This window comes from Bifidobacterium sp. LH_230 (assembly GCF_056357555.1).
This window is the reverse complement of sequence record NZ_JBKEWJ010000024.1, coordinates 14,890-40,176: the sequence shown is the minus strand read 5'-3', so window position 1 is coordinate 40,176 and position 25,287 is coordinate 14,890. Positions and strand designations below refer to the sequence as shown.

At 64.7% G+C, this 25,287-nt stretch carries 15 protein-coding genes; 4 read left to right on the top strand and 11 right to left on the bottom strand.

Features of this window, described 5'->3' with window-relative positions:
• Positions 1–148: 148 nt before the first annotated feature.
• The 3 genes from AC1A0G_RS10460 to AC1A0G_RS10450 form a co-directional block, all read right to left on the bottom strand.
• The gene (locus tag AC1A0G_RS10460) at positions 149–1,768 is read right to left on the bottom strand and encodes an aminopeptidase P family protein (RefSeq protein ID WP_476529546.1); all 1,620 of its coding nucleotides are present in this window, start codon (positions 1,766–1,768) and stop codon (positions 149–151) included.
• Between the two features lie 160 nt (positions 1,769–1,928).
• Positions 1,929–3,578, bottom strand: coding sequence for a peptide ABC transporter substrate-binding protein (locus AC1A0G_RS10455; protein WP_476529544.1), 1,650 nt, complete (start codon positions 3,576–3,578; stop codon positions 1,929–1,931).
• A 330-nt stretch (positions 3,579–3,908) separates the two neighbouring features.
• Positions 3,909–5,552, bottom strand: a complete 1,644-nt coding sequence (locus tag AC1A0G_RS10450) for a peptide ABC transporter substrate-binding protein (protein WP_476529542.1) — start codon at positions 5,550–5,552, stop codon at positions 3,909–3,911.
• A 305-nt stretch (positions 5,553–5,857) separates the two neighbouring features.
• On the opposite strand from AC1A0G_RS10450, the gene AC1A0G_RS10445 reads away from it, so the two are divergent.
• A complete protein-coding gene (locus AC1A0G_RS10445; protein WP_476529540.1) occupies positions 5,858–8,209 on the top strand; it encodes a beta-L-arabinofuranosidase domain-containing protein in 2,352 nt (783 codons plus the stop codon).
• A gap of 115 nt (positions 8,210–8,324) precedes the next feature.
• Here the strand turns inward: AC1A0G_RS10445 and proC are convergent, their stop codons facing one another.
• Together proC and AC1A0G_RS10435 are read right to left on the bottom strand one after the other, a co-directional pair.
• Positions 8,325–9,128 carry a pyrroline-5-carboxylate reductase gene (gene proC / locus AC1A0G_RS10440; protein WP_476529538.1) on the bottom strand — a complete coding sequence of 268 codons (804 nt, stop codon included), beginning with the start codon at positions 9,126–9,128 and terminating at the stop codon, positions 8,325–8,327.
• A 43-nt stretch (positions 9,129–9,171) separates the two neighbouring features.
• Positions 9,172–10,518: an alpha/beta fold hydrolase gene (locus tag AC1A0G_RS10435; RefSeq protein ID WP_476529536.1), complete on the bottom strand. Its 1,347-nt coding sequence runs from the start codon at positions 10,516–10,518 to the stop codon at positions 9,172–9,174.
• 122 nt (positions 10,519–10,640) lie between these two features.
• Here AC1A0G_RS10435 and AC1A0G_RS10430 point away from each other — a divergent pair, with 122 nt between their 5' ends.
• Complete coding sequence (locus AC1A0G_RS10430) at positions 10,641–13,379, top strand: sensor histidine kinase (RefSeq protein WP_476529534.1); 2,739 nt, start codon at positions 10,641–10,643, stop codon at positions 13,377–13,379.
• Positions 13,380–13,642: 263 nt separating this feature from the next.
• Positions 13,643–14,377 (top strand): response regulator, encoded by a 735-nt coding sequence (locus AC1A0G_RS10425; protein WP_476529532.1) that lies wholly within the window; start codon positions 13,643–13,645, stop codon positions 14,375–14,377.
• A gap of 419 nt (positions 14,378–14,796) precedes the next feature.
• Here AC1A0G_RS10425 and AC1A0G_RS10420 read toward each other — a convergent pair whose 3' ends face one another.
• On the bottom strand, positions 14,797–17,565 hold the full coding sequence (locus AC1A0G_RS10420) for an ABC transporter permease (protein ID WP_476529531.1): 2,769 nt from the start codon (positions 17,563–17,565) through the stop codon (positions 14,797–14,799).
• A 153-nt stretch (positions 17,566–17,718) separates the two neighbouring features.
• Positions 17,719–18,495, bottom strand: a complete 777-nt coding sequence (locus AC1A0G_RS10415; RefSeq protein ID WP_476529529.1) for an ABC transporter ATP-binding protein — start codon at positions 18,493–18,495, stop codon at positions 17,719–17,721.
• A 471-nt stretch (positions 18,496–18,966) separates the two neighbouring features.
• Here AC1A0G_RS10415 and AC1A0G_RS10410 point away from each other — a divergent pair, with 471 nt between their 5' ends.
• The gene (locus AC1A0G_RS10410; RefSeq protein ID WP_476529554.1) at positions 18,967–20,718 is read left to right on the top strand and encodes an acetolactate synthase large subunit; all 1,752 of its coding nucleotides are present in this window, start codon (positions 18,967–18,969) and stop codon (positions 20,716–20,718) included.
• On the opposite strand, the gene AC1A0G_RS10405 is transcribed toward AC1A0G_RS10410, so the two are convergent.
• From AC1A0G_RS10405 to AC1A0G_RS10390, 4 genes are all read right to left on the bottom strand, one after another.
• Positions 20,715–21,524: an energy-coupling factor transporter transmembrane component T family protein gene (locus tag AC1A0G_RS10405; protein ID WP_476529527.1), complete on the bottom strand. Its 810-nt coding sequence runs from the start codon at positions 21,522–21,524 to the stop codon at positions 20,715–20,717. The two genes, AC1A0G_RS10410 and AC1A0G_RS10405, sit on opposite strands and share 4 nt — an antisense overlap.
• Positions 21,514–23,064, bottom strand: coding sequence for an ABC transporter ATP-binding protein (locus tag AC1A0G_RS10400; protein ID WP_476529525.1), 1,551 nt, complete (start codon positions 23,062–23,064; stop codon positions 21,514–21,516). Before AC1A0G_RS10400 ends, AC1A0G_RS10405 begins: the two co-directional genes overlap by 11 nt.
• A 152-nt stretch (positions 23,065–23,216) precedes the next feature.
• Positions 23,217–23,756: an ECF transporter S component gene (locus AC1A0G_RS10395; RefSeq protein ID WP_214373115.1), complete on the bottom strand. Its 540-nt coding sequence runs from the start codon at positions 23,754–23,756 to the stop codon at positions 23,217–23,219.
• A gap of 152 nt (positions 23,757–23,908) precedes the next feature.
• Positions 23,909–25,225: an O-acetylhomoserine aminocarboxypropyltransferase/cysteine synthase family protein gene (locus AC1A0G_RS10390; protein ID WP_476529524.1), complete on the bottom strand. Its 1,317-nt coding sequence runs from the start codon at positions 25,223–25,225 to the stop codon at positions 23,909–23,911.
• Positions 25,226–25,287 lie beyond the last annotated feature (62 nt).

Sequence of the window (25,287 nt, the reverse complement as noted above, 5' to 3'; positions counted from 1 at the left end):
GTTATATGCATACTGCGCACAAGTTACGTGCGAACCGCACTTAGTGCCTTGTCGGACTTAATGTGATGGGTCTGACGCTCCCTCAGTCGGCTTTGCCGACAGCTCCCTCAGCCGAGGGAGCCAAGAAAACACCCTGCAAGGCACCAGGTCATGCGCAGGCGGCCTCCTGCGTAAGGAAACTGTCGAGGTACTGTTCCGGTCCGTGGGATGCGAGCCACGCCTCGACCTCGTCGGGCGTGCGGGCGAAGTCGCTGATGAGCTTGGTCCGCCCATCCGTATCGACCATGAGGTCGTCTTCGATGCGCACGCCGATGCCACGATAGCGTTCGGGCACGAGTTCGTCGGCCGCATCGAAGTAGAGGCCGGGTTCGAGCGTGAACACCATGCCGGGTTCCAGCGGCGCATCCGGATAGTATTCGTTGCACGACCGGTAGGCGTCATGCACGTCGATACCCATGTGATGCCCAGTGCCATGGTAGAGCCAGCGGTAATGCTGGTGGCCGTCGGGCCGCAATGCCTCTTCGACGCTGACCGGCAGGATGCCGAGCCGATGCAGCGAACGTGCGACCGAGGCGAGCGCCGCGTCGAGCATGTCATGGTAGACGGCTCCGGGCTTGTTGGCCGCGTCGATGGCCGCATTGGACGCGTCGAGCACGGCCTGGTAGATCTCGCGTTGCGGTTCGGTGAATCTTCCGTTGATTGGGAAGGTTCGGGTGATGTCAGCCGTATACAGCGAATCGAGTTCGATGCCGGCATCGAGCAGGAACAGTTCTCCGTCCTTGAGCGCGTGATCGTTGGCATGATAGTCGAGGATGGTGGCGCGCGGGCCGGATGCGGCGTTGGTGCCGAAGGCGATGCCGTTGCCTTCGTAGCGGCACGAGTGGGTGAACGTGGCTTCCAGCAGACGTTCGCCGCGCTTGACCTGCCGCGCGATGGGCAGAATGTCGGCCACGCGTTCGAAGCCGCGTTTGGTCGCCTCCACCGCCTTGACGATTTCGGCCACTTCGCGCGGCGTTTTGATGATGCGGCATTCGTCGGACCGTTCCTCGAGCACCGCGTCCGCGCCTCGGTTCGCCGCCGCGTCGCCCAGTCCGGTTTCCTCGCGGATGCGGTCGACGGTCGCATCGATAGCCGGATCGTAGCCGCGCAGCACGCGGATGTGGATGCCGTCCGGGCCGGCTCCGGCGCGCAGCGCGTCCTCGAATCCGGTCATGTCGCGGATGTCGAGTCCGGTCATGATGTGGAAGTCCTCGGGCAGCGGGCGAGGTCCGATCCAGAATTCGCCGTGTTTGGAATCGGAGAAGAACCGCGGGTTCGTGCGGTCGATGGTTGGTTCCAGATAGATCGTCGCCCGGTAGCCGACCGTGCCGTTCTCGTCGACGGTCGGGTCGAAGACGAGTGCGGCGCCGGCTTCCAGATCGCGTCCGAGTCCGGTCATGTGCGCGAACGCGCTGCCGGTGCGAAACAGGAAGTCGGTGTCCCAGGTGCGGTGCCGTACCGCTCCGGCCGGGATCACGAGCCGTTCGCCGGGCAGCTTGGCGGCGAGTTCGTCGCGGTGTTTCGCCGCGTCGTCGGCGAACGGGCTGCGTTCGGCCGTCCGCTTGTTGGGATTGTCGCCCCAGTGGCTGTAGATGATGTCTTCGAATCCCTTGCCTTGCAGTTTGAGGCCGCCCGCGCGTTTGTTCGGCTCGGGTTCGGTGTCGTTGCCGGCTGCGGTCGCATGCAGTGTGCGCAGCACGTCGCGATCGTATTCACATGGTTCGCTCATCATGTCTCCTTGGCTTCTGTTCAGTAGCTGTTCGAGCGTTGCCTCAACGTCCTGCGGCATCGCCGGACTCGCGCATATACGACGATGCCCGGTCTCGCCGTGGCAGGACGGCGGAACCGAGCATCGTGCGCATTATTCATTCATGGTTGTCGGGCGAAGATCAGCCCTTGGTGATCTCGTAGAAGATCGGGACGCCCTTCCAGTTCGGCTCCACGTTCTTCACGCCCTTGGCGTAGGCGCCGGTGGAGTTCTGGTTGTACAGCGGGATGGCGGGCAGATCCGTCAGCAGGATCTCCTCGGCCGACTGGTAGAGCTTGTTCGCCTCGTCTACGTTCGGGGCCTTCGCGGCCTCGGCGAGCTTGGCGTCGAACGCGGGGTTCTTGTAGTCGCCGTCGTTCGACCCCTTGCCGTCAGCCGCGCTCGAGGCGTACAGGGGCTTCAAGTAGTTCTCGATCGACGGGTAGTCGGGCTGCCAGCCGGTGCGGAACGCGCCCTTGATCTGACGGTTGGTGATCTCGTCGCGGAACTCGGAGAAGGTCGGCACGGTGGCGGTGGTCACGTTAATGCCGAGGTTGTTCTTGAGCTGGTTGACGACCGCCTCGGTGGTGTACTTGGCGCTGCCGTCGGCGTTGTAGGTGAAGGTGAGCGGCCCGTCGAACTTGGAGATCTTGTCGGCCTTGGCCCACAGTTCCTTCGCCTTGGCGACGTTGAGCTTGAGATTGTCGGCGCCCTTGAGGCTGTCGGAGTAGCCGGCGGTCATCGGCGAGGAGAATTCGGTGGACGGGGTGGCGGTGCCGGAGAGCACCTTGTCGGTGATCTGCTTGCGGTCGATGGCCATCGAAATGGCCTGACGGCGCAGACGGCCTTCCTCGTCGGTCTTGAAATGCTCGAGCGTGGAGGGGATCGTGAACGTGGCGGTCACGGAGCCGGCCTTGTTGTAGGACTGGATCTTGGTGTTCTTCTGGAAAGTCTTGATGGCGGTGGTCGGCACGGTCTCCATCACGTCGAGGTTGCCGGACTGGATGTCGGCGTAGGCGGAATCGTTCGACGTGTAGATCTTGAAGTCGAGTCCGGCGTTCTTCGCCTTGAACGCGCCCTGGTAGTCGGCGTTCTTCTCAAGCACGATGTCCTTGTTGTGGTCCCAAGACTTGAACTTGTACGGGCCGTCGCCCACCGGCTTCTCGCCGAACGCCTTCGGGTCCTTGAAGAAGGATTCGGGCAGCGGATAGTAGCCGGAGTAGCCGAGGATGACCGGGAACACCGAGTTGGATTCGTTTAGTTCGACGCTGAAGTGCGTGTCGTCGGTCACGTGCAGACCGCTCAACTGCTCGTCACCCTTGAGGCCATCCTTCTGCAGGTCGTCGTAGCCTTTGATGACGGAGAAGAAGTTGGCATTGAGCTGTGCGTTCTTCGCGTTCGCCGTGTAGCTCCATGCCTTGGTGAAGCTTTCCGAGGTGACCGGGGTGCCGTCCGAGAACTTCCAGCCGGACTTCAACGTGATGTCGAACTTCGTGTTGCCCGCGTTCGGCGTGATCTTGTCCGCGACCTCGTTGACCGGCGTGCCGTCGGCCTTGAAGCCGACCAGGCCGGAGAAGAGCATATCGATCACGTTGCCGCCGCCGGTTTCGTTCGTGTTGCCCGGGATCAGCGGGTTCTGCGGTTCGGTGGACGCGATGGAGATCACGCCGTCCGCGCCGGTCGCCGCCGTGTTGGAGCCGCTGCCGCCGTTGCCGTTGCCGCAGCCGGACAGCAGCAGGCCGACGGACAGGATGCTTGCCGCAAGTGCGATGAATCGTTTGTTCGTGCGCATATGAGTTCCTCCCTCATGATGGACGACACGGTCGGCGCGAAGTCCGCGGATTGCGTTGGACCAGGTCCGTCCGTTTCGTTGTGTATGAGTGAAGACCCGAAAAGTTAACGATACTTTACGAGTCGTCGCACGGTATGTAATTCATCCGCCCGATCATGCCCGACCGTCAGAGACACAGACACTTTCCACCATGCGCACCATCGCATCTCATACACTGGAATATCGGCCTTATACAACGCGAAAGGGGATGCCCGCCGAGGGCATCCCCTTGCAAACCACGCGAACCGATATTCGCGGTTCACATACTGGACATTATCGTGGATAAGACCGTCACTTGGTGATCTCGTAGAACACCGGAACGCCCTTCCAGTTCGGCTCCACGTTCTTCACGCCCTTCGCGTACACGCCGGTCGCGTTGGAGTTGTACAGCGGGATGGCGGGCAGATCGTTGAGCAGGATCTCCTCGGCCTGCTGGTAGAGCTTGTTCGCCGCGTCGACGCTCGACGCCTTGGCGGCCTCGTTGAGCAGGTTGTCAAACGCGGGGTTCTTGTAGTCGCCGTCGTTCGAACCCTTGCCGTCAGCCGCGGACGACGAGAAGATCGGCTTCAAGTAGTTCTCGATCGACGGATAGTCGGCCTGCCAGCCGGTGCGGAACGCGCTCTTCATGGTGCGGTCGGTGATCGCGGCGCGGAACTCCTGGAAGGTCGCCACCGGGTTCGTGGCCGCGTCGATGCCGAGGTTGTTCTTGAGCTGGTTGACGACCGCGTCGTAGATCGGCTTGGTGCCGCCGTCGGTGTTGTAGGCGATGGTGAACGTGCCGGTGAACTTGGAGATCTTGTCGGCCTTGGCCCACAGCTTCTTGGCCTTGGTCGGGTTGTAGGTCAGGTTCTCGTTGCCCTTGAGGCTGTCGGAGTAGCCGGAGGTCATCGGCGAGGAGAATTCCTTGGACGGGGTGGCGGTGCCGGACAGCACCTTCTCGGTGATCTGCTCGCGGTCGATGGCCAACGAGATGGCCTGGCGGCGCAGCACGCCCTCCTCGCCGCTGAAGTGCTCGAGCGACTGCGGGATGGTGAACGTCGCGGTGCCGGAACCGGCCTTGGAGTAGGAGTTGAGCTTGGAGTTCTTCTGGAACGTCTTCAGCGCGGTGGCCGGCACGTTCGAGGAGACGTCGAGGTTGCCGGACTGGATGTCGGCGTACGAGGAGTCGTTCGACGTGTACACCTTGAAGTCGAGGCCGTCGTTCTTCGCCTTGAAGTTGCCCGGGTAGTCGTCGTTCTTCTCGACGACGATGTCGGCGTTGTGCTTCCACGACTTGAACTTGTACGGGCCGTTGCCGACCGGGCTTTCGCCGAACGCCTTCGGGTCCTTGTAGAACGATTCGGGCAGCGGATAGTAGCCGGAGTAGCCGAGGATGACCGGGAACACGGCGTTCGGCTCGTTGAGCTCGACGCTGAAATGCGTGTCGTCGGTCACCTTGAGGCCGCTCAACTGCTCATCGCCCTTCAATCCGTCCTTCTGCAGGTCGTCATAGCCCTTGATGACCGAGAAGAAGCTGGAGTTGAGCTGGCCGTTCTTCGCGTTCGCCGTGTAGCTCCACGCCTTGGTGAACGATTCGGACGTCACCGGCGTGCCGTCGGTGAACTTCCAGCCGGACTTCAACGTGATGTCGAACTTCGTGTTGTCCGCGTTCGGCGTGATCTTGTCGGCCACTTCGTTGACGGAGGTGCCGTCCGGCTTGAAGCCGACGAGTCCGGAGAACAGCATGTCGATCACGTTGCCGCCGGTCGTTTCGTTCGTGTTGCCCGGAACCAACGGGTTCTGCGGTTCGCCGTTCGCGATCGTGATGACCATGCCGCCGGAGTCCTTGGACGCCGTGCCGCCATTGCCGGTGCTCGAGCCGCAACCGGAGAGCAGCAATCCCGCTGACAGTGCCGCCGCGGTCGCCGCGATGATCTGCTTCTTGTTGATGTGCATGGGTTTCCTCCCTCATGATGCCCCGCGCCGCGTCCCGTGATCCGGAACCCTTGCCGCCTTGGGTATGCTCGAGTAAAGACCGCATGTGTTGCCATCCGTTTACGCATCGTCGCCTAACAGGTAACGGGCAGTTCACGGCAATGTTACGGACCGGCGGCACGCGGGTCTATCGTTACGATCGACGCGGGCCTCATGACGTTCGGTCGGCCGCGTTTTCTAGATTGAGAAACGATTGGATAACGGGCACCGCATCCGGCCGCATCGATTCCGGCGACCGGCGTCAGGCAACGTCGGAAGGCACCATCATGGCGGATATCAGCGCAACCGATCAGCGGATCGTCAACGAGGATGCGGCGCTGCTGTATCTGGGCAATACCGGCACCGTCGAATTCGATCTCGATCTGCCGGTGAGCGGCGCGAACGGTTCCGAGATCACTTGGTCGAGCGACGACGAACGCTGGGTCAGGCCGGATGGCTCCGTGCATCAGCCGGAGTATGGCCGCGGCTATCGCGACGTGACGCTGACCGCGACGCTGACGCATGGCGCGGCGAGCGCGACGCGCACGTTCACGGTGCGTGTGCTCGAACAACATAACCGGGTCGCCGTGCGCGACGTGGTGCCGATCACGCTGACCGTGCGGACCGGCGCGGCGTACGCGTTGCCGACGTATACGGCGGTGCGCACCGAGGACGGGATGACGATCGCGCAGCGTATCGACTGGCGTGACGGCGTGGAGCATACGGCCCCGCGTCTGCCGCACGATGACGGGCGCGGTCACGACGTGCGTTGGCATGACGTGATCGACGGCACCGACGTGCCGGTGACCGCCGTCGTGCATGTCGTCGATCATGATCCGCGGGTGACGGTGGATGCGTCGGCGCGGCGCGTTCCGCTCCCGCTCGATCATGTGCGGCTGACGGGCGACGGCGTGCTTGCGCGCAATCTGCGGCATCGTATCGCGTATCTGCGTGGGGTCGATGACGATCGGCTGTTGTTGGAGTTCCGCCGTGCGGCCGGGCTGGATACGCGCGGCGCGCGGCCGATGACCGGATGGGATGCGCCGGATTCGCTGTTGCGCGGGCATACCACCGGCCATACGCTGTCGGCCTATGCGCTGGCGTATGCGGCCAGCGAGGATGCGACGATCAAGGCGAAACTCGATTATGTGGTGGCTTCGCTGGCCGAGGTGCAGCGGGCGTTCGGCACGCGGCCGGACGCGCATCCCGGGTTCCTGTCGGCGTATGACGAGACGCAGTTCGACCGTCTGGAGGATCTGGCGCCGTATCCGACGATCTGGGCGCCGTACTATACGCTGCACAAGATCCTCGCCGGGCTGCTCGACGCGTATCGTCACGCGGGCAACCGTCAGGCGCTCGACGTGGCCCGCGGCATCGGCGACTGGACGTACGAGCGGCTGCACCGGCTGCCGCATGACCGGCTGCAGCGCATGTGGAGCCTGTATATCGCCGGCGAGTTCGGCGGCATGAACGATGCGCTGGCCGACCTGTATGCGTTGGACGGCGACGAGCGGCATCTTGCGGCCGCCCGCCTGTTCGACAACGACCGTCTGATGGAGCCGTTGCGTCAGCATGTGGATGCGTTGGGCGGCATGCATGCGAACCAGCATATTCCGCAGGTCATCGGCATGGTGAAGCTGTTCGCGGCGACCGGCTCGCTGCATTATCTCGATCAGGCGCGCTTCTTCACGGATGCGGTGCTTGCCCATCACCTGTATGCGATGGGCGGGACCGGTCAGGGCGAGATGTTTCATCAGCCGGACGAGATCGGTTCGCTGTTGGCCGACGATACGGCGGAAAGCTGCGCGACGTATAACATGCTCAAGCTTGTCGCCGAGCTGGAACGCTACGTGCCGTGCGCCGCGTACGCCGATTACGCCGAGTCGGCGACGGTCAACCATATCGCCGCGACGATCGACCGCCGGCCCGAGCACGCCGATGACGGCGGCAGTATCTATTTCATGCCGACGCAGCCGGGCGGGCGCAAGGAGTTCGATCTGGGCGAGAACAGCTGCTGTCACGGCACCGGCTTGGAATCGCATTGCTATACGGCGCATGGCGCGTATTACGTGGATGCCGACACGTTGTATGTGTGCCGGTATCTCAACGGCACGCTGGATGACGATGCGGCGCGTCTGGCCGTGGCCGTGGATGATGCGACGCCCGAGCATGCGGCGATGCGCATCGACCGGTTGGATCGCGACGTGCTGTGCGTGCGTGTGCCGGGGTGGAGCGTTGACGGTCGCGTCGCTGTGCGGGCGGATGGTCGCGACGTGCCGTTCGGCGTGGTTGAATTGTCGCGCACCGGCGATGGCGAGCTGGCGTTCACGGCCGACGCGTTGGGGTTGGATTCATGGGATGGCGCGGCTATCGAGCTGACGTTCGCGCCGCATATGCGGCTGTTGCCGACGCCCGACCGGCCTGAGGTCGCGGCCGTGGCGTGGGGACCGTATGTGCTGGCCGCGTTGAGCGAACGCACCGACATGCTTGACGTGCCGGTCGATGATGCGGATGTCGACGCCGCGTTCGATCGTTCGGAGGACGGACTCGTCTTCACGCATCGGCCCACCGGGTTGCGGTTCGTGCCGTTGTTCATGATCGACGACGAACCGTATCACCTGTACGTGCGCACGAAGTAGCGAACCAAAGCGAGCCGGAATCTGCGGCTATCGTTCAGATGCAATAATCGCTCACGATGGCTCCTCTATTTCCGTGCGGAAGATCGGGGAACCGTCGTGAGCGGTTGGATAAACGTCAGGCTTCAATCGCGTCGACGGCGTTGATGACCGCGCCGCGGAAACCGTCCTTCTCGAGCTGCGCGACGCCGCGGATCGTGGTGCCGCCGGGCGAGCAGACCGCGTCCTTCATCGCGCCAGGATGCGTTTCGGTGGCCATGTACAAGGCGCCCACGCCTTCGACCATCTTCGCGGCCAACCGGTAGGCGGTGGCGCGCTGCAGCCCGTATTTGACGCCGGCGTCGGCCAGCGCCTCGAGATACATGTCGGTGAAGGCGGGTGCGCAGCCGGCGATGCACATGGCGATGTTCATATGCGCGGTGTCGACGCGTTCGATGAGGCTGATCGGCTCGAACAGTTCCTCGAACGTCCGTGTCTGCGCATCGGTGAGCGTGTTGTCGGCTTCGGTGACGAGCACACCCTTGCCGACGGCCATCGGCGTGTTCGGGATCGTGCACTGGATGTGCATGCCGTCGGCCTTGTCGCCGAACAAGTCGCGGTACTTGGCGAGATCCCATCCGGCGGCGATCGACACGACGATCTTGTCCGGCTTGGCCAGTTCGTCGGCGATCGGGCCGACGACCGATGCGATCTGGTACGGCTTGATCGCGACGATCACCACGTCTGCCGCGACGGCGACCTCGGTCGCGCTGTGCAGCGGGCGCGCGCCGATCTCGGCCGTGGTGCGTTCGAGCTTGTCCCAGTGCGCGGCGCAGGCGACGATGCGGCCGCCCGTGACGACGCCGGCGTCGACCAGCCCCTGTGCGATGGCCTGGGCCATGTTGCCGTAGCCGATGAATCCGATGGTGAGATCCATGCTCATGTGTGTCCTTTCGTTCGCTGGCTTCGCTGACGTGGCCGTGCGGTCAGAACAGCTCTTCGAGGTCGCCGCGGTTCAGCGCCTCGGCGTAGAGGTGCCTGAACACGCGGTCGCCGTGGTTGCCGTCGTGTTCGAACTCGTTGGTGGTCCAGTAGTGCGAGTTGCCGACACGGCTCAGCGTGTCGAGCTGCATGCCGGAGTCGACGTACATGTCGTCGAAGTACACGGCGGCCTGCAGCGGCACTTCGTTGCGCTTGAGCTGGGCCTCGTCGTAGATCACGCCGAAGCTGGTGTCTTCCATGAGCAGGTCCATCGCCGGCTTGAACGGGCGCAGGGCGCGCTCCTGTTCGAACATCCACGGGAACATCGCCTCGCCGGTGAAGTTGAGCGGGCGCACGTCGGGACCGAACTCGGGTTTCGTGTCGCGCACGCGCTGCGCGGCCCAGCGGATCGGCTCATCCATCTCGCCGTTCGCGTAGATGAACTCCTGCAACGGCCAGTACAGCGGTCGCGATGACGTGGCGATCTCCACCTTGGACAGGAATTCGTCCGACAGCGGCGAATCGGCGCTTGCGGAGCCGTCGCCGTCGAGGAACGCGGAGTCGAGTATCCAGTGCACGCGCTCGAAGCTGGGCTTCATGCCGAAGTCGGAGCCGAGGCACTGCAACCGCTCCACGGTGAACGGGTCACCGTTCGGCAGGCTCACGTCGCCGGCCGTCAGCCGATCGGCCACGGCCGCCACGCGTTCGACGTCCTGCGGGTAGCGCTCGTAGAACTGCGCGGTCTTGCGCGCCATGCGCGGGAACGTGTGCTCGTAGACCTCGGCTGCGTCGGCCGGCACGTGCGGGATGCCGCCGCAGGTGAAGCTCGCAGCCACACCCTGCGGGTAGAGCGACAGGTAGGTGAGCGTAAGGAAGCCGCCGTAGCTCTGGCCGAGCGTCACCCACTTCGCGCCGCCGAATTCGGTGCGGCGCAGGTGTTCGAAGTCGCGCACGATCGAATCGGCGAGGAACAGTTTCAGGTAATCGGCCTGCGCGCGGGCGCCCGCCGGGGCGAGGCGCGCCATGACCTGCGTGTCGACGCGGTTGGAGCGTCCGGTGCCGCGCTGGTCGGGCAGGATGACGCGGAAGTGCTTGATCGCCTCGGCGATCCAGCCGTCGGAGGTCGGGTTGAGCGGTCGCGGGCTTTCGCCGCCGGGGCCGCCCTGCAGGTAGACGAGCAACGGCAGTTCGTCGTGCACGTGCTCGGGCGCGGTGACCACGCGGTAGAACAGGCTGATCGGCTCCCCGTCGAAGCCCTTGCCCGGCTCGTGGCCGGCCCAGTCGAGCGGCACCTTGATCGAACGGTCTTCCACATGCAGTCCGGGCACGTAGTATTCAGCAAGCAGCGTCATGCGCTCTCCCCTTTCCTTGAAGGATACGGCTGTTCTCCATATCAGCCGCACGCGGGGACAAAACCGGCTCATCCCCGCGCATGATGGACGTGCGGTCCCGTACCGCGATAGGCTGGTCGATTATGGGTATCGGGCAACGTGTACAGGCATCATGGGATCGGCTGACGCGCAACCGTCGCGTCCGCATGCTGGTCATGGATTCGATCACCGCGGCTTTGCTGGCGTTGGCGTTCGGACTGCTGTTCGGTTCGTCCGGCAGCGGGTTTCCCGGACCGCTGTTCTCGTACGGCATGGGCTGGCAGGTGTTCTGGTCGACGGTGATGACGATGCCGGCGGCGACCCGACGGTTCTGGCCGCAGGTTTCGGCGCTCGCGTTCGCGGCGTTGGCCGTGCTCCAGTTGGTCGCCGGCCCGTCGATGGTGTTCTCGGATTTCCTGTCGCTGCTGTTGCTGTATTCGGTGATCGTCTATGGGGACCCGCGCAATACGAAGGCGTTCATTGTGCTCGCTTCGGCGCTCGGCGTGCTGGCGAGCGCGGTTATCTCGTGGTCGACGCTCGTCGGACCGTATTTCGAGCCGTATATGAAGCCGGCCGATATCAGCAGCGTCGATCTGAACGGCATGCCGGAATGTTGGCTCGTCTATGCCGACGGCCAGTTCACCGGCCAGTGCGCGCAGAACCTGATGCAGCAGACGGCGATCTACGCCGTTTCGATCCTGTCGTGCATCGTCGCGACCGCCATCGCCGCGTTCTGGCAGCGGGCGAGGCTTATCACGATCCATATGATGCAGGAGCGCAACGACGCGTTGCAGGCGAGCGAGGCCGAGGAACGTCGCATCGCGGCGTTGGCGGAACGGGCACGCATCGCCCGCGACATGCACGACGTGGTGGCGCACACGCTGTCGATCATCATCGTGCAGTCGGACGGCGGACGATACGCGGGCGCGCATGATCCGGCCGTGGCGCGACGCACGATGGAGACGATCCGGCACGAGTCGGAACGCGCATTGCATGATATGAAACGGCTGTTCGGCGTATTCGGCGGGTCCGCGCATGCGGATTACGCGGACATCGACGCGCTGGTCGATCAGGCGCGGGCAGCCGCCGCGACGTCGCCGGCATCATCGCCGTCATCGAATACCACTTCGGCAGCATCGGCATACTCGTCCGAGTCCGCATCCATGCCATCCGCATCATCCGCCGGCAGCACGGTCACGCGACGCATCGACGGCACCGCGCGACCGGACCTGCTGTCCGCGGCCGCCAGCGTCGCCGTCTACCATCTCGTGCAGGAATCCTTGACCAACGTGCGCAAGTACGCCGGGCCGAACGTGCGCGTCGTCATCGACGAACATTGGACCGACCGGTCGTTGGAGATCACGGTGACTGACGACGGCCGCGGCGCATCATCCTCGTTGGACGGGCATCAGCCGGGCTATGGGCTGCTCGGCATGCGCGAACGCGTCGAAGCGGCCGGCGGCACGGTGACGGCCGGGCCACAGGTCGGCGGCGGATTCGCCGTGCACGCCGTCATACCGCTGGGTGCCGCCGCGAGATCATACGACGATCCCGATTCGGCCATGCAGTCCGATCCCGCCGTCGCACCACCCCGGCAATCTTCCTTCCTTGCGGTTCCGACCAAGCAGATCGACTCCCCGGTCATGCCGACCGAGCAAACCAACCCTACGGTCGTGCCGACCGAACAGACCGTCCCTCCTGTCATGTCGACCGAACAAACCAACCCTACTGTCATGTCGACCGAGCGCAGCGAGCGGAGACATCTTCCTGATCCCGCGCTCCCCCAGATCCCCACATGGGCGCAGTTGCGCGACCGGTTGCGTTCCAAGCCGATCGCACAGGCCGTGCTGGCGAACGGCGAACCGTTCAACTGGGTGGAACGGCTGTCGCAGTGGACCGAACGCCATTATCTGGCGACCGACATCGTCGGCACGCTGCTGCTCACCGCGATCATGTGCGTCAATGCTATCTCGATGTTCGACGGCTATCTGGATGGCGCCACCGGCGAACTCGCGGTAGGCCGGTTCATCGTTATCACGACGATGCTGCCGTTGTGCTTCCGCCGCCGGTTCCCCGAGGGCGCGGCGCTTGCGGTCGTGATCGTGTCCGCGTTCCAGCTGGTGGCGTTCGAGCCGGTGCTGTTCTCGAACCTGTTCGCATTGTGCGCGTTGTATTCGGCGGTGCTGTACGGGCGGCCGACCGCATGGCGATGGACCGGTGTGGCTTCGATCGGCGTGGCGGCCCTGTTCGGGTTCAAGGTGCTGGTGAGCGATTACGGGTATGCGAGCGTGCTGCATTGGATGCTGCGTTCCGCGGATTACAGTGCGAACGGCTGGTCGCCGCTGAGGATGCTGGTCGAGGCGGCGATGTGGGCCGGCATGGTCGGCGCGATGTGCGTGGGCACGATCCTGCTGGCGCGATGGCAGCGTTCGAGCGGCGCGAACGTGCTGGTCCTCCAAGCGCGCGAAGAGGCGCTGCAAGCCGAGCAGGCGAAGCAGAAGGTGCTGGCGGCGAACATGGAGCGCGACCGGATCAGCGCGAGCATCCAAGCCGAGGTGAGCGAGACACTGACGTTGGTGATCGACCGTGCCGTGGCCGGCATCCGTATGCTGGACGAGGCCGAGGCGCGTGGCGAAGAGCCGTCCGCCGAGTCGATCGCGGCGGCGTTCGCTGCGATCGGGCAGCAGGGGCGTACGGCGCTCAAGCACATGCGCCAGTTGCTGAGCGTGCTGCGCGAAACCGGATTCAGCGACGAGGCGCACGAGCATGCGCAACCCGAAATGCGACTGCGCCCGGCCGCCTCGCTCGACGAACAGCTCGCCGGAGCGCGACGTCGCGCATAGGATGTTCCCGGCGGCATGGCTTGCCTGTCCGCCGCACTCACCCCATACCGTAACGTCCGGTATCGGCCCGCTAGTAGCCGGAATGTCACGCAATCCAACCTGTTTGCGTGATATTTGGGCTAGCAGCAGCATGCCACTCGCCCATATGTCACCGAACGATTGGAAGATGTCCGGTGAAAGCGATCCGTCGCTGAGCAGATTCAGGGAAGAATCAGGGTGTCGTCTACTTTCGTCTTACCGAATAACGAATACAGTGGTGAATCATGAGTGAGAACAGGATTCGAGTGGTGATCGCCGACGACCAGGAGCTGGTGCGCGCCGGGTTCGCGATGGTGATCGGCTCCCAGCAGGACATGCAGGTGGTAGGGCAGGCCGGCGATGGCTCGCAGGCCGTGGCGTTGGCGGAATCGTCGCACCCGGATGTGGTGCTGATGGACATCCGCATGCCCGGCATGGACGGCATCGAGGCGACGCGGCGCATCAGTTCGTTGCAGTCGGCGGACGACGATCGGCCGACGCGCGTGATCATTCTGACCACGTTCGATCTGGACGAATATGTGATGGCCGCGATCAACGCGGGCGCGTCCGGGTTCCTGCTCAAGGACACCGAGCCAGAGACGTTGCTGAGCTCGATCCGCACGGTGTTCAACGGGAATGCGATCATCGCGCCATCGGCCACGAAGCGGCTGATCGAGAAGATGATGCAGGACGGATATGCGAAGGGCGATGCCGCGGCCGAGACATCGCCGGCAACGACTGCCGGATCGTCGCAGCCTGAGCAGCCGACGTATACTGATCCGGAGTTGGCATTGCTCACCGACCGCGAGCGCGAGGTCCTCGTCGAGATCGCGCACGGGCTGAGCAATCAGGAGATCGCGAGCAAGCTGTTCATCAGCCTGCCGACCGTGAAAACGCATGTGGCGCATATTCTGGCCAAGATCAACGCCCGCGACCGGGTGCAGGCCGTCGTCTTCGCCTACGACAACAAGCTCGTGTGAGCTTCTTGGCTCCCGCGGCTGAGGGAGCTGGCAAACGCGATAAGGCTGAGGGGTAGTCACGAGGTTGAACCTTCTGACTACCCCTCAGTCAGCTTCGCCGACAGCTCCCCCGACAAGGGGAGCCGAGAGGAGGAAAAACCTCGGCTTCCTCGGCTGAGGGAGCTGGCAGCCGAAGGCTGACTGAGGGAGCGTACACCCTAGGCATACATGAACTTCTGTATGTCCAGGAGTGTACGCTCCCTCAGTCTCGCTGGTGCTCGACAGCTCCCTCAGCCGAGGAAGCCGAGGCTCCGCCAGCTATTTAGGCTTCGGGAGAGCCTCGACGGGCTGAGCCGTTAAGCAAACGGTCCAGTGGACCGTTTGTAGGCGAAGTGAGCGGCTTTGCCGCGAAGGCCGCCCTAGAGGCTCGAGCCGAGCCGTCAGGCTTCGGCGAGAGCCTCGACGGGCGGCGTGCTCACGGCGCGGCGGGCGGGGGCGATGCTGGCGATGAGCGCGGCCACGGCCGCAACGCCGAGCATGATGCCATTGCCCATCCAATCGAACGGGAAGACCACGTCGCCGTACAGGCTGAACACCATGTAGGAGCCGAGCCAGCCGAACGCGGTGCCGAGCAGCACGCCGACCACGCCGGAGACGAGCGAGAGCAGCAGCGCCTCGACCGCGAGCGAGCGGCGCAGCTGGCCGCGCGTCATGCCGATGGCGCGCAGGGTCGCGGATTCGCGGGTGCGTTCGATGACCGACAGCGACAAGGTGTTCGCCACGCCGACGAGCGCGATAAGCACAGCGACCGCGATCAGGCCGACGAGCAGCGCCATCAGGCCGTTGACCATCGTCTCCCACAGCGAGCGTTCGGCGACCGGTCCGGTCACCTGCACGCCGGTGCTGGCGGTGAACGTCTGCTGCACGTCGGTGAGCACGTCGTTCAGGGAGACGCCGGAGGCGTCCGCGTCGATCTTCATGAGCATCATATGGCCGCTGGCCGTCAGGTCGCCGTTCTCGAAATGCTTGGCACTGACGAACGCGACCGCATTGTAGTTTTCGGACACGCGGCGATAGTCGACGTACGCCGGCTTGAGCGTGATCGTCTTGCCGGCCGATTCGGCCGATGCATTGCCGTCAGTCGTTGCCGTACCGTCGCCGGAGCTATCGGAGTCGCCCGTCATGTCCGTGAACGTCGCCGTGCCGCCATCGAACGTCAGCTTCTTGCCGGTGAACACGTCGTACTTCGGCATGAGCACCGTGTCGTCGCCGATTGAGACGTTCCTGAGATCGGCCTTCATCACCGAGCGCAGCGCGTCCGCATCGTTCACGCCGACCAACAGCACGGACAGGTCGTTGCCATCCTTGTCGGTCGTGTACTTCATGACGGTCGGCGCGTACACGGAGGCCGCAACGCCCTTGATCTTGGCCGCTTTGGCGGCCTGCGCGTCGGTCATATCGGCGCCGTCGGCGATCATGTCGACGCTGAACCGCTTGTCGAGCGCCTCCCCCATCGTCTGCTTGGCGCTGGTCGCACCGGTCGCGATGGTCGCCACGAGCGTGACGCCGATCAGCAACGCGGCACCGGTCGCGGCCACGCGGCGCGGGTTCTTCTGGATGTTCGCGTGCGCGACCTTGGCGGACGGTCCTGCGAGCGCGACGAGCGCGCCCACGCCGCGCATGAGCACGGGCAGCCAGAACACGGCGGACAGCACGAGTCCCAAGAAGATGAACGCGCAGCCGGCGATGGCCATGAGCAGCACGGTGGAATATGCGTCGGTGATCATGGACGAATGGCCGGCGATCGACTGGCTCATCTGCCATGCGGCGAACACGGCCATCGCGAGGCCGGCCGCGATGAACAGTACGGAGATGATGCCGCGCACGAGTCCCGCGCGGCGCGTGTCGGTCAGTTCGATCGGCCGCAGCGCCTCGAGCGGCGTGACGGCCGTCGCGGAGCGCGCGGAGCCGAGCGAGGCGAGCACGGTCATGACGATGCCGAACGCGACCGGCACGACGAACGCCTGCCAGCTGACGACGAACCGCGCATCCATGCCGGTCGACGCCATCACTCCGGACGCGCACAAGCCGCCGATCAGCGCGCAGCCGAGCGCCACGCCGAGTATGGACGCGACAAGACCGAGCACGCCGGCCTCAAACAGGACGGAGCCGTACAACTGGCTTTTCTTCGCGCCGATCGTGCGCAGCAAGGCGAGCGTGCGGCGACGCTGGGCGACGAGCACCTGGAACGTGTTGGCGATGACGAGCGCGGCGACGAACATGGCGAGCACGCCGAAACTCAGCAGGAACGTGGTGGTGATGTCGGTGCCGCCGTCCACGCTGAGCGCCTTAATGGCCTCACGGTTGGCGGCTTCGCGCGAAAGCATGCGGTAGTGCTTCGGCATGAGCTTGGCGAGTCGATCGGCCGTGGCCTGCGCCTTGGCGGGGTCGGTGGCGCTGCCGTCGGTGCCGTTGCCGCCGCCGGCGAGGTCGAGGAACAACTGGCTGGTGCGTACCTGCGAGAAATCATCGACGGCCTGCAACGTGGCCATGACGTCGTTCGAGATCACGGACGCGCCGCCGTAGGAGCCGTATACGCCGTTCGGATCGTCGGTCAGACCGACGACGCGCACACTGACGTTGCCGGACTTGTCAGCGGCAGTCGCAGTCGAGTCAGCGATCGACGCTTCTTCCTGCAGGCTGCGCGAGCCGAGCGTCACCGTGTCGCCGATCGTCACGCCGAGTTGCTTTGCGACGGACTTCGGCAGGGCGATCTCGCCGTTGTCGGCCGGCAGATCACCGTCCGCAAGGCCAACCGGCAGCAGCCGTGCGTCCTTGGCGGTGCCGAGCGCGATGCCGCTGACGTTCTTGTCGCCGTTGACGACGGTGACGTCGGTCATCGTGTCGGCGCGCACGCCGTCGACGCCGTCGGTCGCGGCCAGCTGATCGAGATGGAAGTCGTTGACGGTGATCGAGTATGCGGCGTCCCTCTCCTCTTTCGTCGCGGATTCCAACGCGTCGTAGTCGATGGTGACGATATAGTTCGCACCGCCGTAGCTGCCGGTCTGCTGACGGCCGAGCGCGTCGGTCATGGTGTTGGAGAACAGGAACGTGGCGCAGATGAACGCGGTACCGATGAGGATCGCGATGCCCGCGGGGATGAGCATCCGCGCGCTTTTCTTCATGAGTTTGAGCGTGATGGAAAACATGGGAAATTCCTTTTGCACATACTTGGTTCCCCCTTGTCAGGGGAGCTGTCGGCGCAGCCGACTGAGGGGTAGTCAGAAGGTTTGGCCTTCTTCTCTCCCTCAGTCACGCTCCGCGTGCCAGCTCCCTCATCAGAGGGAGCCAAGAGACGATGGTTATCGAATGGCGGCGCGGGTGGCGCGTTCGCGTTCGGCCATGAGCAGTTCGTTCATCTGTTCGGCGGTGGGTTGCGGCACGTCGGTGACGATGCGGCCGTCCGCGAACACGATCGCGCGGTCGGCGTAGGATGCGGCCACCGCGTCGTGCGTGACCATGATGATCGTCTGGCCGAGTTCCTTGACCGAACGCTTGAGGAAGCTCAATACCTCCGCGCTGGAAACGGAGTCGAGGTTGCCGGTCGGCTCGTCGGCGAACACGAGCGACGGCTTGGTGATGAGCGCACGAGCGATGGCGACACGCTGCTGCTGGCCGCCGGACAGTTCGTTCGGGCGATGGTTCAGCCGTTCGCTCAGGCCCAGCGTCTCGACGAGCTGACGGAACCAGCGACGGTCGGGCTTCTCGTTGGCGAGCGTCAACGGCATGAGGATGTTCTGTTCGGCGCTGAACATGGGCAGCAGGTTGAAGCTTTGGAAGATGAAGCCGATCTTGTGCCGGCGCAGCAGGGTGAGCTGGTTGTCGTTCATCTTCGTGATGTCCGCGCCGTCGAAGATGATCCGGCCGGAGGTGGCCGAGTCGAGTCCGGCGAGCGTGTGCATGAGCGTGGACTTGCCGGAGCCGGACGGGCCCATGATGGCCGTGAACCGGCCCTGTTCGAAGCGCACGTTGACGCCGCGCAGCGCGTGCACGGCGGTGTCGCCCTGCCCGTAGTCCTTGACCAGGTCGATCGCCTCGATGGCGGTTGGGTTGGTGGCCGTGGTGACCATACCTTCCATGATTCCTCGTTTCCTCGTGACGGATATCGGATGATGGTCCCATCCTCGCAGGAATCGGCTGCCGGCGGCATCGTGCGGCAGAAGGAAACACAGCCGCCCGGCATCATCCCCAAGGATGAACCGCCATCATCCGCACATCGCACCCGGACATACGCCTCTTCTGCGGGGCAGATCCCAGATACCGTCAGCGGAAAGCCCCACGGACAATGGTCTCAGCGGGGCAGATCCCGGACATCGTAGGCGCTAAGCCCCGGATAACGGCGTCCCAGCGGGGCGGATTACGGAAGTTCCCGAAATCTTGCCCCGCAAACGCATCCGTCAGCGGGGCGAATCGCCGAAGTCTTCCGAAAGTCGCCCCTCAATCACCGCATTGTTACGCCCATATGTCATCCGTAACATCGCCGCGATCATCCGCTCCGCTATACTCGTGCACTCGTGACAGAACAGCATAACGAATCATTGTTCGCCCGCATCGAATCGCGTCTTCGCGACGGTCTCGACCACAACGGCGACACGCAAGCCCACGACACCGCAGCCGCGGCCCGCCCGCGCACCGACCGCCACCATCAGCGCAACGTCGCCGACCTCATGGTGCAATGCCTTGTGCAGGAGGGCGTCGAGGTGATCTTCGGCATCCCCGGCGAGGAGAACATCCCGTTCATCGAGGCACTCGAGCGCGACGGGCACATCCGGTTCGTCGTCACGCGCCACGAACAGGGCGCCGGCTTCATGGCGCTCACCTACGCGCATCTGACCGGCAAGCCCGGCGTGTGCCTCGCCACGCTCGGCCCGGGCGCGTTGAACCTCACGCTGCCGGTGGCGTGCGCGAACGCGAGCAACACGCCGCTCGTCGCCTTGTGCGCGCAGGGCAACATCAACCGCATCCACAAGGAGTCACATCAGATCATCGACCTCGTGTCGGTGTTCCGCCCGATCACCCGCTGGACGAACATGATCCTCAGCCCCCAGGCGGTCACCGAAACCGTGCGCAAAGGCTTCGCGCTCGCCCAGCGCAAGCGTCCGGCCGCGACCTGCATCATCCTGCCCGAGGACATCGCCGAACAGCCCGCGCCGGCCGACGCCGAACCGCTCAGCCGCGCGCTGCAGGTGCACACCGTGCCGACGCCCGCCGACATCGAGGCCGCGGCCGACATCATCGCCAAGGCGAAGCACCCGATCATCCTCGCAGGCAACGGCGTGAGCCGCGCGCACGCCGACTACCAGCTGCGCGTCCTCTCGGAGCAGCTCAACGCGCCGGTGGCCACCACGTTCGAAGGCAAGGGCGTGTTCTCCGACCGGCATCGCAACGCGCTCGGCGTGGTCGGCTTCATGCGCCACGACTACGAGAACTTCGCGTTCGACGACGCCGACCTCATCATCGCGGTCGGGTTTTCGATCCAGCAGTTCGATCCGGTCAAGATCAACCCGAAGAACGACAAGAAGATCATCCACATCAACACGTTCGTGGAGGACACGGACGCGCATTACACGACGACGCTGAACATCATGGCCGACATCGACGCCACGCTCACGCAGCTGATCGACGCGCTGCGCGAACGCGACGTCACGTTCGCGAACGCCGAATCGGACATCCGCGGGCTGCTCATGCACGAGTTCGAATCCTGCAAGGACGACGAATCGTTCCCGATGAAGCCGCAGCGCGTCGTCTACGACACGCGCAAGGCGCTCAACGACAGCGACGTGGCGCTCGTGGACACGGGCGCGCTCAAAATGTGGATGGCACGCCTGTATCCGACGTATCTGCCGAACACGTGCATCATCGACAACAGCCTGTCGACGATGGGATGGACGCTGCCGGGCGCGGTCGGCGCGTCGCTGGCGCGGCATGGACGGCCGGTGCTCGCGGTGATGGGCGACGGCAGCTTCATGATGAACATGCAGGAGATCGAGACGGCGGTGCGCCTCGGCTGCCATATCGTGATCCTCGTGTGGGTGGACAAGGCGTACGGCCTGATCAAATGGAAGATGGACCTGCACAACGGGCATCACGACGACGTGGATTTCGGCAATCCCGATTTCGTGAAGCTGGCCGAAAGCTTCGGCGCGCACGGCCATCTCGTCTCGTCCGCCGATGATTTGAAGCCCTCGATCGAGGCGGCGATGATGGCCGACGGCGGCGTGCATGTGATCGCCTGTCCGGTCGACTACAGCGAGAACATCAAGCTCACCGACAAATTGGGCGAGCTGGAGCTCAACAGCTAACCGATCATGATCATCGTCGTGACCGCGGTCACGGTGCCGGCGGCGGTCACGGCGAGCAGCAGCCAGTCGGCCGGACGCATGCGCAGGTTCACCCGGTAGGTGCGGGTGACGCCGGGCATGCCAAGTCCTCGCGATTCCATCGCCCAGCCGACGCCCTGGCTCATGCGGTAGGCGCGGATGAGCACGGCCACGATGATCGGCAGATACGACTTGAAGCGGGCGACCAGCACGGCGATCGGGTTGCCTGCTCCCCTGCCGGCGGCACCGCCGTTCAGGTCGAGGCCGCGTGCTCGTTGCGCGGCCGAAACGGATTGGAAGATCTGAAAGAACACCGGAATGTAGCGCAGCGACGTGGCGAGCGTGAGTCCGGCGCGGTACGGCATGCCGAGGGCGACCAGCCCGCGAATGAGGCGCGGCTGGCTGGTGGTGAACAGGGTGAGGAAGCATGCGAAGCCGAGCGCGGGGATGCGCAGTCCCATTACGGCCGCCATGACGAGGTTTTCACGCGTGAACCGCAGGACGCCCCACCGCCAGATCTCATGCGTGCCGCTCGGGTCGAAGATCGGCCAGAGCACGACGATGAGCACGATGAGCAGGGCGAGGGTGTGCCAGACCCATGCGACGCGTTCGGCCGGCACATGGTCGGCGGCGAGCATCACATGCTCGAGTATGAGCATCGCGAGCATGAACGCCCAGTTGCGCCAGATGAGGCACATGACGAGCAGCGCGAGGGACAACGCGAATTTGACGCGGGGGTCGGCGCGGTGCAACCAGCCGTCGCCGGGCACATACAGGTCAGCGTCCATCGTCGCTCCTTTCCGATCTGCTTTCCAGTCTGCCGTATGCGGCGAGCCGGCCGTCGTCCATGCGCATGACGTGCGTGCAGTACCGTGCGACGGCGGCCATGTCGTGACTGATCATGATGACGGTCGTGCCATTCCGGTTCAGTGCGGCGACCGCGTCGAGGAACCGGGCGGACAGATTGCGATCGAGTCCTGCGGTCGGCTCGTCGAGCACGAGGATCGGCGTGCCCATCGCCAATACCGAGGCGAGGGCCACGGCTCGCCGGTCGCCGTAGCCGAGCGTGGCGGGCGAGACGTCGGCGAACCGTTCGAGACCGAACAGGCGCATCGCCTTGTCGACCGCGTCCTTGACCTGTTGCGGTGTCCTGCCGAGCGCCTTCGGACCGAAGCCGATCTCCTCGCAGGTCGTGGCGCAGAAGATCTGGTGGTCGGGGTTCTGGAAGACGAAGCCGACATGCGCGGCCATCTGGCCGACGCTGTGTGTACGGGTGTCGAGTCCGTCGACGATCACCCGTCCGCCGCCGGGGGTCAGGAGCGCGTTGAGGTGCCGGGCGAGCGTGGTTTTGCCGGAGCCGTTGTGGCCGATCAGGCCGACGAATGCGCCGCGCGGAATCGTGCAGGTCACGTCGTCCAGTGCCGGCGGACGGCTCGCGGCGTCGGCACGGCCGCCGGACGCGTACCGGTAGGTGACGTGGTCCAATACGATGATCGGATCGTCGCCGGATGCGGACGGCGCGCTCATGTCGCCGTCGATGATGCGCAGGACCGGTTCGTGGCCGTCGGGCAGCGCGACGCCCAGTCGTTCGAACAGTTCCGGCTGTGCGGAGAACAGGCCGACGTCGCCCTGTTCGATCAGACGGCCGCGGTTGAGGACGAGGATGCGGTCGGCATGGCCGGGAAAATGCGACGTGTCCTGTTCGGCCATGACGACGGTCAGGTCGCGTTGCGAACGGATCGCATCGAGCGCAGCGAACACTTCGCGCCGGCCGTCCGGGTCGAGCGCGGCGGTCGGCTCGTCGAGGATCAGGATGTCGGGTTCGGCGGCGAGCGCAGCCGCGATCGCGACGCGCTGCATCTGTCCGCCGGACAGGCTGGTGGGGATGCGGGTGCGGTAGTCCTCCATGCCGACCAGCCGCAGCACCTCGTCGATGCGGTCGTCCATGAGCGAGGGGCCCATGCCGCGGTTTTCGAGCGGGAACGCGATCTCGTCCTCGACGGATGCGCAGAACAACTGGGATTCGGGGTCCTGCTGCACGTAGCCGACGCGGGTGGACAGTTCGGCGACGGTGGTCTCGCGCACGTTCATGCCGGCCACGGTGACGGTGCCGGTCATCTGACCGTCCGCAAGGTTCGGGATGATGCCGGCCAGGGCCATGCACAGCGTCGATTTTCCTGCGCCGGTCGGGCCGACGACGCCGACGAATTCGCCGGGGCGAATGGCGACGGTGACGGATTCGAGGCCCGTTATGGGATGGCCTCCGTCGACGATCGGCGCGTATCGCCAGCCGAGATCATGCGTCTCGATCAGGGTGTCCAAGCTCATTCGATCTATCCTATCGCGTGTCGTGGCGGACGGTTGCGACCATCTGCGACGGGTGCCGCCGTGATCGGTCATCATGCCCGGCATAACGAAATCGGCTCCCCCTCGCACAACCGAGGGGGAGCCGATGCGTGTCTTTTGCGAACGCGGCACGATCAGGCCGCGGCCTTGACGCCGAGGTTGCCAAGGCGCACCAGCGGCGGGTACGCCTTGCGCACGGCGGAGAACAGGGCGAGGCCGACGATCAGGCCGACGCCCATCTGGAAGCTGTTGCCGAGCACCTCGCCGAGGGCCGGACCCCAGCCGGAGAGGATGCCGCCGGCGATGAAGTAGCCGAACACCTTCCACACGCCGGCCAGCACGGAGACGCCGATCACGTTGAGCGGCTTGAACTCCTTGAGCAGCAGGCCGACGATTAGGGCCTGCACGCCGTCGATGACGAACGTGAAGATCGCCCACTGCGGGTAGCCGTTGATCAGGTCGGACAGGGCCGGGCCGAGGCCGCCGATGATGCCGCCGATCCACGGGCCGAACGCGTAGGCCGAGAAGAAGATCATCGTGTCGGACAGGTTCAGGTAGCCGCGTGTGGGCGTGGGGATCTGGACGAACATGGTCACGACGGTGGTGACGGCCGTCATGACGGCGATAAGCGGGATGGTGGCGGCGTTGAACGTCTGCTTCGTGCGTGCAGTCATATGGTTCCTCTCTTCACGAAAACTAAGCCATGACCCGCCGGTTCGGGCGAGGTCATGGCTTAGGATACTCGGTTCTTTCCCGGTCGCATGTTACGTGTCCGCGGCTCGCGGATCACACGGTCCGCAAACCGGTCGACCGGTTTGTCCGACGCTTACTTGGCGAGGCCGGAGGCACGGACCGCCTCGAAGCCGCCCTTCAGGTCGTCGAGGATGTCCTCGATGTTCTCGGTGCCGATGGACAGGCGGATGGTGCCCGGGTGGATGCCCTGGTCCTCGAGCTCCTCCGGGGTCTCCTGCGAGTGCGTGGTGGAGGCCGGGTGGATGACGAGGGACTTCACGTCGGCCACGTTGGCGAGCAGGCTGAACAGGTGCAGGTTGTCGATGAAGACGCGCGCCGCGTCCTTGCCGCCCTTGATGTCGAAGGTGAAGATGGAGCCGGCGCCGTTCGGGAAGTACTTCTTGTACAGCTCGTGGTCGCGGCGACCCTCGATGGACGGGTGGGAGACGGACTCGACCTCGGGCACGGTCTGCAGGTATTCGACGACCTTGAGCGCGTTCTCGACGTGGCGTTCGACGCGCAGCGACAGGGTCTCGGTGCCCTGCAGCAGCAGGAACGCGGCGAACGGGGACAGGGTGGCGCCGGTGTCGCGCAGCAGGATGGCGCGGATGCGGGTCACGAACGCGGTGCCGCCGAGGGCCTCGTAGAAGTTCAGGCCGTGGTAGGACGGGTCGGCTTCCGTCAGGGTCGGGAACTTGCCCGGCACCTCGGCCCAGTTGAACTTGCCGCCTTCGACGATCACGCCGCCGAGGGTGGTGCCGTGGCCGCCGATGAACTTGGTCGCGGATTCGACCACAACGTCGGCGCCGTGCTCGAGCGGGCGGAACAGGTACGGGGTGGCGAACGTGTTGTCGACGATCACCGGCAGGTGGTGCTTGTGGGCGATCTCGGAGATGGCCTCGAAGTCCGGCAGGTCGGCGTTCGGGTTGCCGAAGGTCTCGAAATAGACGAGCTTGGTGTTCTCCTGGATGGCGTCCTCGAAGTTCTGCGGAACCTCCGGGTCGACGAAGGTGGTGGTGATGCCATCGCGCGGCAGCGTGTGCTTGAGCAGGTTGAAGGTGCCGCCGTAGATGTTCTTGGAGGAGACGATGTGGTCGCCGGACTGGGTGATGTTGCGCACCGCGTATTCGACGGCCGCAGCGCCGGACGCGACCGCCAGGCCCGCGGTGCCGCCTTCGAGGGCCGCGATGCGGTTCTCGAACACGCCCTGGGTGGAGTTGGTCAGACGGCCGTAGATGTTGCCCGGGTCCGCCAGACCGAAGCGGGCCTCGGCGTGGTCGAAGTTGTGGAAGACATAGGAGGTGGTCGCGTAGATCGGGACGGCGCGGGCGTCGGTAGCCGGATCGGCCTCCTCCTGGCCAACGTGCAGCTGCAGGGTTTCGAAATGGTACTTCTTGTTCGGGTCGGTCATGATGTGCTCCTTCGGTGGGGTATCCATTGGCTGTTGTCTTGTGTCGCCACCCTGCCGGCCGT

Coding starts and splice junctions, on each gene's coding strand:
- AC1A0G_RS10460 (WP_476529546.1), bottom strand. CDS start 1,768: ATGAGCGAACCATGTGAATACGATCGCGACGTGCTGCGCACACTGCAT.
- AC1A0G_RS10455 (WP_476529544.1), bottom strand. CDS start 3,578: ATGCGCACGAACAAACGATTCATCGCACTTGCGGCAAGCATCCTGTCC.
- AC1A0G_RS10450 (WP_476529542.1), bottom strand. CDS start 5,552: ATGCACATCAACAAGAAGCAGATCATCGCGGCGACCGCGGCGGCACTG.
- AC1A0G_RS10445 (WP_476529540.1), top strand. CDS start 5,858: ATGGCGGATATCAGCGCAACCGATCAGCGGATCGTCAACGAGGATGCG.
- proC (WP_476529538.1), bottom strand. CDS start 9,128: ATGAGCATGGATCTCACCATCGGATTCATCGGCTACGGCAACATGGCC.
- AC1A0G_RS10435 (WP_476529536.1), bottom strand. CDS start 10,518: ATGACGCTGCTTGCTGAATACTACGTGCCCGGACTGCATGTGGAAGAC.
- AC1A0G_RS10430 (WP_476529534.1), top strand. CDS start 10,641: ATGGGTATCGGGCAACGTGTACAGGCATCATGGGATCGGCTGACGCGC.
- AC1A0G_RS10425 (WP_476529532.1), top strand. CDS start 13,643: ATGAGTGAGAACAGGATTCGAGTGGTGATCGCCGACGACCAGGAGCTG.
- AC1A0G_RS10420 (WP_476529531.1), bottom strand. CDS start 17,565: ATGTTTTCCATCACGCTCAAACTCATGAAGAAAAGCGCGCGGATGCTC.
- AC1A0G_RS10415 (WP_476529529.1), bottom strand. CDS start 18,495: ATGGAAGGTATGGTCACCACGGCCACCAACCCAACCGCCATCGAGGCG.
- AC1A0G_RS10405 (WP_476529527.1), bottom strand. CDS start 21,524: ATGGACGCTGACCTGTATGTGCCCGGCGACGGCTGGTTGCACCGCGCC.
- AC1A0G_RS10400 (WP_476529525.1), bottom strand. CDS start 23,064: ATGAGCTTGGACACCCTGATCGAGACGCATGATCTCGGCTGGCGATAC.
- AC1A0G_RS10395 (WP_214373115.1), bottom strand. CDS start 23,756: ATGACTGCACGCACGAAGCAGACGTTCAACGCCGCCACCATCCCGCTT.
- AC1A0G_RS10390 (WP_476529524.1), bottom strand. CDS start 25,225: ATGACCGACCCGAACAAGAAGTACCATTTCGAAACCCTGCAGCTGCAC.